Source organism: Methylobacterium nonmethylotrophicum (assembly GCF_004745635.1).
In the GTDB taxonomy this organism is placed as follows: domain Bacteria; phylum Pseudomonadota; class Alphaproteobacteria; order Rhizobiales; family Beijerinckiaceae; genus Methylobacterium; species Methylobacterium nonmethylotrophicum.
The window spans coordinates 22,003-29,065 of sequence record NZ_SRLB01000053.1; the positions used below are offsets into that span (position 1 = coordinate 22,003).

The 7,063-nt window shown below is 74.7% G+C and carries 6 protein-coding genes; 2 read left to right on the top strand and 4 right to left on the bottom strand.

Translation table 11 applies throughout. From position 1 onward, the window contains the following. Window positions 1-288 precede the first annotated feature (288 nt). Both EU555_RS33770 and EU555_RS33775 read left to right on the top strand, forming a co-directional pair. Window positions 289-2,136 (top strand): sensor histidine kinase, encoded by a 1,848-nt coding sequence (locus EU555_RS33770; protein ID WP_135419713.1) that lies wholly within the window; start codon window positions 289-291, stop codon window positions 2,134-2,136. After that, entirely contained in the window at window positions 2,133-3,470 is a 1,338-nt protein-coding gene (locus EU555_RS33775; protein WP_135419714.1) for a sigma-54-dependent transcriptional regulator, read from the top strand. The genes EU555_RS33770 and EU555_RS33775 overlap by 4 nt, the downstream gene beginning before the upstream one ends. 194 nt (window positions 3,471-3,664) lie before the next feature. On the opposite strand, the gene EU555_RS33780 is transcribed toward EU555_RS33775, so the two are convergent. The 4 genes from EU555_RS33780 to EU555_RS33795 form a co-directional block, all read right to left on the bottom strand. After that, window positions 3,665-4,489 (bottom strand): methyltransferase domain-containing protein, encoded by an 825-nt coding sequence (locus tag EU555_RS33780; RefSeq protein WP_135419715.1) that lies wholly within the window; start codon window positions 4,487-4,489, stop codon window positions 3,665-3,667. A gap of 68 nt (window positions 4,490-4,557) precedes the next feature. Continuing rightward, window positions 4,558-5,364, bottom strand: a complete 807-nt coding sequence (locus EU555_RS33785; RefSeq protein ID WP_135419716.1) for an AraC family transcriptional regulator — start codon at window positions 5,362-5,364, stop codon at window positions 4,558-4,560. 12 nt (window positions 5,365-5,376) lie between these two features. Beyond that, the gene (locus EU555_RS33790) at window positions 5,377-6,402 is read right to left on the bottom strand and encodes an extracellular catalytic domain type 1 short-chain-length polyhydroxyalkanoate depolymerase (protein ID WP_135419717.1); all 1,026 of its coding nucleotides are present in this window, start codon (window positions 6,400-6,402) and stop codon (window positions 5,377-5,379) included. Window positions 6,403-6,684: 282 nt separating this feature from the next. Further along, window positions 6,685-7,063 (bottom strand): outer membrane protein (locus EU555_RS33795; protein ID WP_425375178.1); only part of this gene is annotated, 379 nt, incomplete at its 5' end.

Genomic DNA, 7,063 nt, shown 5'->3' on the forward strand with positions numbered 1-7,063 from the left:
GCGTTGGCGGCGGACCGCGGTGACGCTCTTGCTCTTGGCCTCTCGGCGAGGTGACCTTGGGCAGGCCTGCCGCGCACCGGCAGGCCGCGGACAGACACACGATGGCAACCGGCGTGCCAGCCCGGAAAAATCCGAAATTTTTTGTTAAGTGCAGATCAATAAAAGGCTTTTCACAATGACGGAGGAGACGGCCCGGTGGACCTTTCCGGCGCTCCGCACCGCAGGCCGGGGAACGGTGCGGAAATCCGCAACCGGCCGGAACCGGGCCCGGCCCGCGGCGGGGCGGCCGTGACCGGCTGGCGCGCGTTCCCGCGCTCTCCCGCCTTGCCGTGGCTCCTCGGGCTCGCGGCGGTTCTCGCCGCGGCCCTTCTCGCCGGCCGGTATGCCGAGCGGGCGGCGCTCGCCGATCTCAGGCGCTCGGCCTCCGCCACGCTGGCGCTCCACGTCGCCGCCCTGCGCACCGAGATGCAGAAGCAGGGATCCCTGCCGCTGGCCCTCGCCAGCGACCCGGAGATCGCCGCGGCGGTGGGGCCCTCGCCGGAGCCGGCCCTGCTCGCCCGGGTCAACGACCGCCTGGCCGAGATCGCCCGGGCCTCGGGCGCGGCGGTGATCTACGTCATCCGCCAGGACGGCACCGCGGTGGCGGCGAGCAATGCCGGCGAGCCCGGCAGCTTCGTCGGGGCGATCTACGCCTTCCGGCCCTACTTCCAGCAGGCGCTGGCCGAGGGGGCGGGGCGGCAATTCGCCCTCGGCACCGTCAGCGGCCGGCCGGGCCTCTATCTGAGCCGCCGCGTCGCGGGCCCCGGCGGGCAGGCCGGGGTGGTGGTGGTCAAGATCGAGTTCGACGGCATCGAGGCCGCCTGGCGCCGGGGCAGCGAGACGGGCGGCGAGACCGTGATGGTGACCGATTCCCGCGGCATCGTGCTGGTGGCGAGCGAGCCGGCCTGGCGCTTCGGCGCCCTGCGGCCGGTGCCCGACGAGGAGCGCCGGCTGATCCGCGAGCGGCTCGAATTCGGCGACGCCGCCCTCGCACCCCTGCCGCTCTTTCCCGCCGGGGAGGGGGGCGGCCTGATCCGGATCGGCAGCGGCGCCCTGCCGGCGCGCCTGGCGCTGCCCCTCGACGCCCCGATCCCCGGCACGACCTGGCGGCTGCACACCCTGACCCGGATCGGCGTGGCGGTGGGGCGCGAGCGCGTCCAGGCCCAGGTCATCGCCGGCCTCGCGGTCGGCCTCGCGTGTTTCGGCCTCGCGGAGATCGTGGGGCGGCGCCGGCGCCTGCGGGCGAGCCTCGCCGAGGCGGCGGCCAGGCGGACCGAGCTCGAGGAGCGGGTGCGGGAGAGGACGCAGGCGCTGACCGAGGCCAACCAGAAGCTCAAGGCCGAGATCGCCGAGCGCCAGCGGGCCGAGGAGGAGCGCCAGCGCCTCGGGCGCGAGCTCGCCCATGCGGGCCGGCTGGCGGCGCTCGGCCAGTTCGCCGCCAGCATGGCGCACGAGATCAACCAGCCGCTGGCCGCGATCCGCTCCTACGCCGACAATGCCGGCATCCTGATCCAGCGCGGGCGGCTGCCGGAGGCGACCGAGAACCTGTCGGCCGTCGGCCGCCTGACCGAGCGCATCGCCGGCCTCACCCGCCAGCTCAAGGGCTTCGCCCGCAAGGCCTCGGGCCGGCGCGACCGGGTGGCGCTCGCGGGCGTGGTGCGGGCGAGCCTCGAGGTGGTGGAGGTCCGCCTCTCGGGCGTCGCCCTCGCCCTCGCGCTTCCCGAGCCCTCGCCTTATGTCCTGGGGGAGGGGCCGCGGCTGGAGCAGGTCGTGGTCAACCTGGTGCAGAACGCCCTCGACGCCGTCGCGGGCGTGAACGAGCCACGCATCGCCGTGACGGTGCGGGTGATGGGGGAGCGCGCGGTGCTGGAGGTGGGCGACAACGGCGGCGGGCTGCCCGAGGGCGGAGCCCAGGTGTTCGACGCGTTCTTCACCACCAAGGCCAACGGCCTCGGGCTCGGGCTCGCGATCTCCCGCGGCATCGTCGAGGAATGCGGCGGCACCCTCTCGGCCGGCGCCTCGCCGGAGGGCGGCGCCCTGTTCCGGGTCGAGCTGCCGCTCGCCCCCGCCGTTGCGGCGCAGGGAGCCGCCGCATGAGCGCTGAAGGCCGCGTGATCTTCGTCGACGACGAGGAGGAGGTGCGGCGGGCCAACGGCCAGAGCCTCGACCTCGCGGGGTTCGCCGTCGAGACCCATGCCGACGCCGAATCGGCCCTGCGGGCGATCCTGGCCGACCCGCCGGGCGTCGTCGTCACCGACGTGCGCCTGCCGGGGATCGACGGGCTCGGCCTGTTCGCGGCGATCCAGGAGGCCGACCCCGAGCTGCCGGTCATCCTGATCACCGGCCACGGCGACATCACCATGGCGGTGCGGGCGATGCGCGCCGGCGCCTACGACTTCCTGGCCAAGCCCTACCCGGCGGAGACGCTGGTGGCATCCGTGCGCCGCGCCCTCGAGCGTCGGGCGCTCGTGCTGGAGAACCGCTCGCTCCGAGCCCGCCTCGACGCCGCGGTGGCGGAGGATCCGGCGTTCCTCGGCGTCTCGCCGGCGATCACCCGCCTGCGCCTTTTCGTGCGGGAGGTGGCGCAGGCCGATGTCGACGTGCTGGTGCTGGGCGAGACCGGATCCGGCAAGGAGGTGGTGGCGAGCGCGCTCCACCGCTGGGGCCGCCGGGCCAAGGGCAACTTCGTGGCGATGAATTGCGGCGCCCTGCCCGACACCGTGGTGGAGAGCGAGCTGTTCGGCCACGAGGCCGGCGCCTTCACGGGAGCGCTCAAGAAGCGGGTCGGGCGCATCGCCCACGCCGATGGCGGCACCCTCTTCCTCGACGAGATCGAGAGCATGGCCCTCACCATCCAGGTCAAGCTCCTGCGGGTGCTGCAGGAGCGGGTGGTGGAGCCGCTCGGCACCAACGCGGTCCAGCCGGTCGACATGCGGGTGGTGGCCGCCACCAAGATCGACCTCGGCCAGGCCGCCGCGCAGGGCACCTTTCGCGATGACCTCTACTACCGCCTGAACGTGGTCTCGGTGGAGATCCCCCCCTTGCGCGACCGGCGCGAGGACGTGGCGCTGCTGTTCGAGCACTTCCTGCGCAAGGCCGCCGCCCGCTTCAACCGCGAGCCGCCGCCGGTGACGCCGGCGATCCGCGAGCATCTGAGCCGGCATTCCTGGCCCGGCAACGTGCGCGAGCTCGGCCACTTCGCCGAGCGCTGCGCGCTCGGCCTCTCCCCCACCGGTCCGGCCCCGGCCGAGCCGGCGCGCGCGTCAACGCTCGCCGAGCAGATGGATCGCCACGAGCGCGGCCTGATCCGCGACGAGCTGATCGTGGCCGGCGGCGACGTGCGGGTGGCGGCCGAAGCCCTCGGCACGCCCCGAAAGACCCTCTACGACAAGATCGCCCGCCACGGCCTCGACCCGAACGACTACCGGTGAGGGGCGCCGCCGCGGCTCGTCAGGCCGCCGGCACCGGTGGCTCGTCAGGCCGCCGGCACCGGTGGCTCGTCAGGCCGCCGGCACCGGTGGCTCGTCAGGCCGCCGGCACCGGTGGCTCGTCAGGCCGCCGGCACCGGTGGCTCGTCAGGCCGCCGGCACCGGTGGCTCGTCAGGCCGCCGGCACCGGTGGCTCGTCAGGCCGCCGGCACGATGGCGACGGCCTTGAAGAACGTGTAGCAGAAGGTGCCGTCCGGCTCCGCCGTGCGCAGCAGGGCACGCAGGCCGGCATCGAACGCTGCGGCGTCCGTCAGCCCCGCGCGGATCGCCTCGTCCCGGATGCCCGCCACCATCGCCGCGAAGGTCCGGCGGACGAAGCCCTCCGCCAGGGCCGGCCGGGACCCGTCGACGGCGACGGGGCGGGGCGAGACCCGCACGGCGGCGAAGCCCGCCTGCCCCAGGAGCGGCCCGAGGCGGCGGCCGATCTCGGCGTCGCCGCCGGCCGCGCGCTGAAGCGCCACCTGGCAGGCGATGACGGCCCGCGCGCCCGGATCCTCCGGATGGAGCAGGACCGAGCCGTGACCGCCCTCGATCACGGTCAGGCTCCCGCCCGGGCGCAGCACGCGGCGCAGCTCCGCCAGGGCGGCCGCGGGCTCGGGAAGATGCTCCAGCACGAAGCAGACGAAGGCGTGGTCGAAGGTTGCATCCGCGAAGGGCAGGGCACGGAGATCGCCCTGCCAGAAATCCGGCGGCGGCAGGCCGGCGGCGGTGATCCGCGCCCGAGCCGCGGCGAGCGAGGCCTCCGCGATGTCGAGGCAGGTCAGCCGGGCGCCCGGGTTGCGCCGCAGGAGCGGGATCGTCTGGGCACCGACGCCGCTTCCCGCCTCCAGCACCGTGCTGCCGTCCGGGAACAGGCTGTCGTGGTGCAGCAGCGCCTCCAGCGTGGCCGCCTGGTCGTGCAGGCGCGCCTGCTCGGCCGCGCCGTAGCCGTGAACGTAGCCGTTGTCCTGGTGGTGCCGCATCGCCGCCTCCGCGCTCCGGCCTCCTTCTGGCGCGGGGCGGGCGGGACGGTCTTGAACGCGATTGCGGCTCAGGCGAGGGCGGCGCGGAAGCGGGCCGGCGTCACCCCGAACTGGCGGACGAACGCGCGGGTCATGTGGCTCTGGTCGGCGAAGCCGGCCTCCGCCGCGGCCGCGGCGGGCCAGCGTCCCTCGGCCAGGAGCCGGCGTGCCAGGCGGACGCGCTGCTGCACGAGATAGGCGTGCGGCGTCGCGCCGGTGGCCCGGGCAAAGCCGCGGATGAGCTGGAAGCGGCTGACTCCCGACAGACCGGCCAGTTCCGCCAGGGTCACGGCCTCGCCGGGCGCCTCCTCCAGCCGCCGCAGCGCCCGGGCCACGAAGGGCGGCGGGCCGCGCCTGGGGGCCGGGCCGCCGCCGTAACGGGCAAAGAGGTGCATCAGGACACCCACCAAATCCTGCTCGACCGCGAAGGCGTCGGGCCGGGCCGCGGCGATGCCCGCGAAGAGCCGGGTGAAGCGGCCCGCGAGGACCGGGTCGTGCAGGGCCGGGCGGGCGATCTCGCCGGCCCGGGGCAGGTCCTCCCGGAGCAGGCCGGCGAGCAGGGCGGGATCGAGATAGAGCATCTGCCAGGCCCGGATCCGGGCCTGGATCGGGAGGCCGTCGTGGATCTCGCCCGGATTGACGGTGATGACGTCGCCAGCCGCCGCTTCGACCGCGCCCACGCCGCTCCAGGACCGGTGCCCGCCGGCGAGAACGACGCCGATGCCGTACTGGTCGTGAGCGTGCCGCGGGAAGGACCGGTCGGACGACACCGCGACCGCCTCGAGGCCGGGCAGGCCGGTGCGGTGCTGGCGCGCCCTGTGCCTCTCCTCGCGCATGTCAGGCCAGACTCAGCGCCGCCGCGGATGCTCCTTGAAGAACCGCCACATCTCGCGCGCGGCGTCGGGCCCGGCCGGGTCGGTGTAGCTGCCGGCCGGGTCGCCGCCCGACCAGGCGTGGCCGGAGCCGTGGATCACCCAGTGCTCGAAGGACGGCTGGCCGGCCGCATCGGCGTAGAGGCTGCGCGCGTAGGCGCGGCCGCCCGGGGCCTGTCCGTCCTCGCGCCGGATCAGCCGGCCGCCGGTGGCGGCGATCACCGCCTCGCCGTTCCGCGGGTTCACGGTGGTGTCCCGGTCGCCGTGGAACACGATGGTGGGGACCGGCGCGCCGGACGGCGTGCCGGCGGCGCCCTGGCGCATCGCCGAGAGCGCCCCCGGCAGGTCGCGGGCCGCGAAGGCGCAGAGGCCCGAATGCACGCCGAGCGCCGCGAAGAGGTCGGGATAGGCCGCCGCGACGTTGGCCGCCGCGGCGCCCCCGGCCGAGAGCCCGGCGATGGCGACCCGCCGCGGATCGACCGCGTAGGCCGCCATCACCGCCCGGGTGATGCCGGCGATCACCCCGGTCTCGCCGCTCTCGCGGCCCTGGTCGGCGCGGCTGTACCAGTTCCAGCAGCGGGCCTGGTTGGCCGCCTTGGTCTGCGCCGGATAGGCGACCAGGAAGGTCTCGGCCTCGGCCACGCGGTTCATGCCGGTGCCGGCGGAAAAGTCCTCCGGCGACTGGGTGCAGCCGTGCAGCATCACGACGAGCGGCACCGGCCGGCCGCGATAGCCGCTCGGCACGTACAGACGATAGGCCCGCTGCCCCGTCGGACCCGCGAAGCTCTCCGACAGAAACCGCCCCCGGCTGGGCTCGGCCACCTCCGGCACCGGTCCCCGGGGCCGACCGCGCAACCGCGCCAATCCCTGCTCCAGGCCGCGACCGGCGCGACGTGCCAGATCGCGCAGGCCGCCAGGCAGGGCCCTCCAGGCCGTGCCGAACTCGCCCGCCCGGGCCTGGCGGGCGGCCCTCGCAAGGGCGCTGAGCCGCGTATCGCGCATGGTGCTCCGTCTCCGCTACGAGAGCGCCTGCCGCAAGGGCAGGTGCCGTCGATTCGCGAGCGTGCCGGAGCCGCGGTCACGCTTCAACGACGAATGCCGCGCCCGCTCCCCAGCGGACGCGCCCGGTCGCGCCGTTCCGGCCGCACCGGATCGTTGCCGGCCGCTGTGACGCATCGTTCCGCGGCACGGCCTGCCTGCGCACCGGCGACGATCCGATCCGAACAAAAAAGAGCCCGGCCTCGCGGCCGGGCTCCGATCCGTCCTTCGAACGGACAGTCGGTCCTACCAGGTACCGAACTTGTAGTTCAGGCCGGCGCGCACGACCGCGAACTCGGTCTCGCGACGGTACAGGTTGGCCGGGCCCACCGAGATCACGCCCGGCGAGAACACCGAGTACTGCGTGCCGTTCGCGGTCTGGGCGAACACGCCGTTGTTGCGGTTGCCCTGATCGAGCTTCACGTACAGGCCTTCGATCTTGATCGTGACGGCCGAGGACTTGAAGAAGTTCAGGAACGAGTCGGTGGGCAGGGCGTACTCGACGCCGCCGCCGACCACCCAGCCGGTCTGGAAGTCGTCGCGCGAGCTGTTGGGCAGGCCGAAGTCGCGACCGCCGCCCGAGCCGTAGGCGAAGCCGCCGGTGGCGTAGACGAGGGTGCGGTCC

Excerpts from the sequence above, each read along its gene's own strand:
- EU555_RS33775 (WP_135419714.1), top strand. The coding sequence starts at position 2,133 with ATGAGCGCTGAAGGCCGCGTGATCTTCGTCGACGACGAGGAGGAGGTG.
- EU555_RS33790 (WP_135419717.1), bottom strand. The coding sequence starts at position 6,402 with ATGCGCGATACGCGGCTCAGCGCCCTTGCGAGGGCCGCCCGCCAGGCC.
- EU555_RS33785 (WP_135419716.1), bottom strand. The coding sequence starts at position 5,364 with ATGCGCGAGGAGAGGCACAGGGCGCGCCAGCACCGCACCGGCCTGCCC.
- EU555_RS33780 (WP_135419715.1), bottom strand. The coding sequence starts at position 4,489 with ATGCGGCACCACCAGGACAACGGCTACGTTCACGGCTACGGCGCGGCC.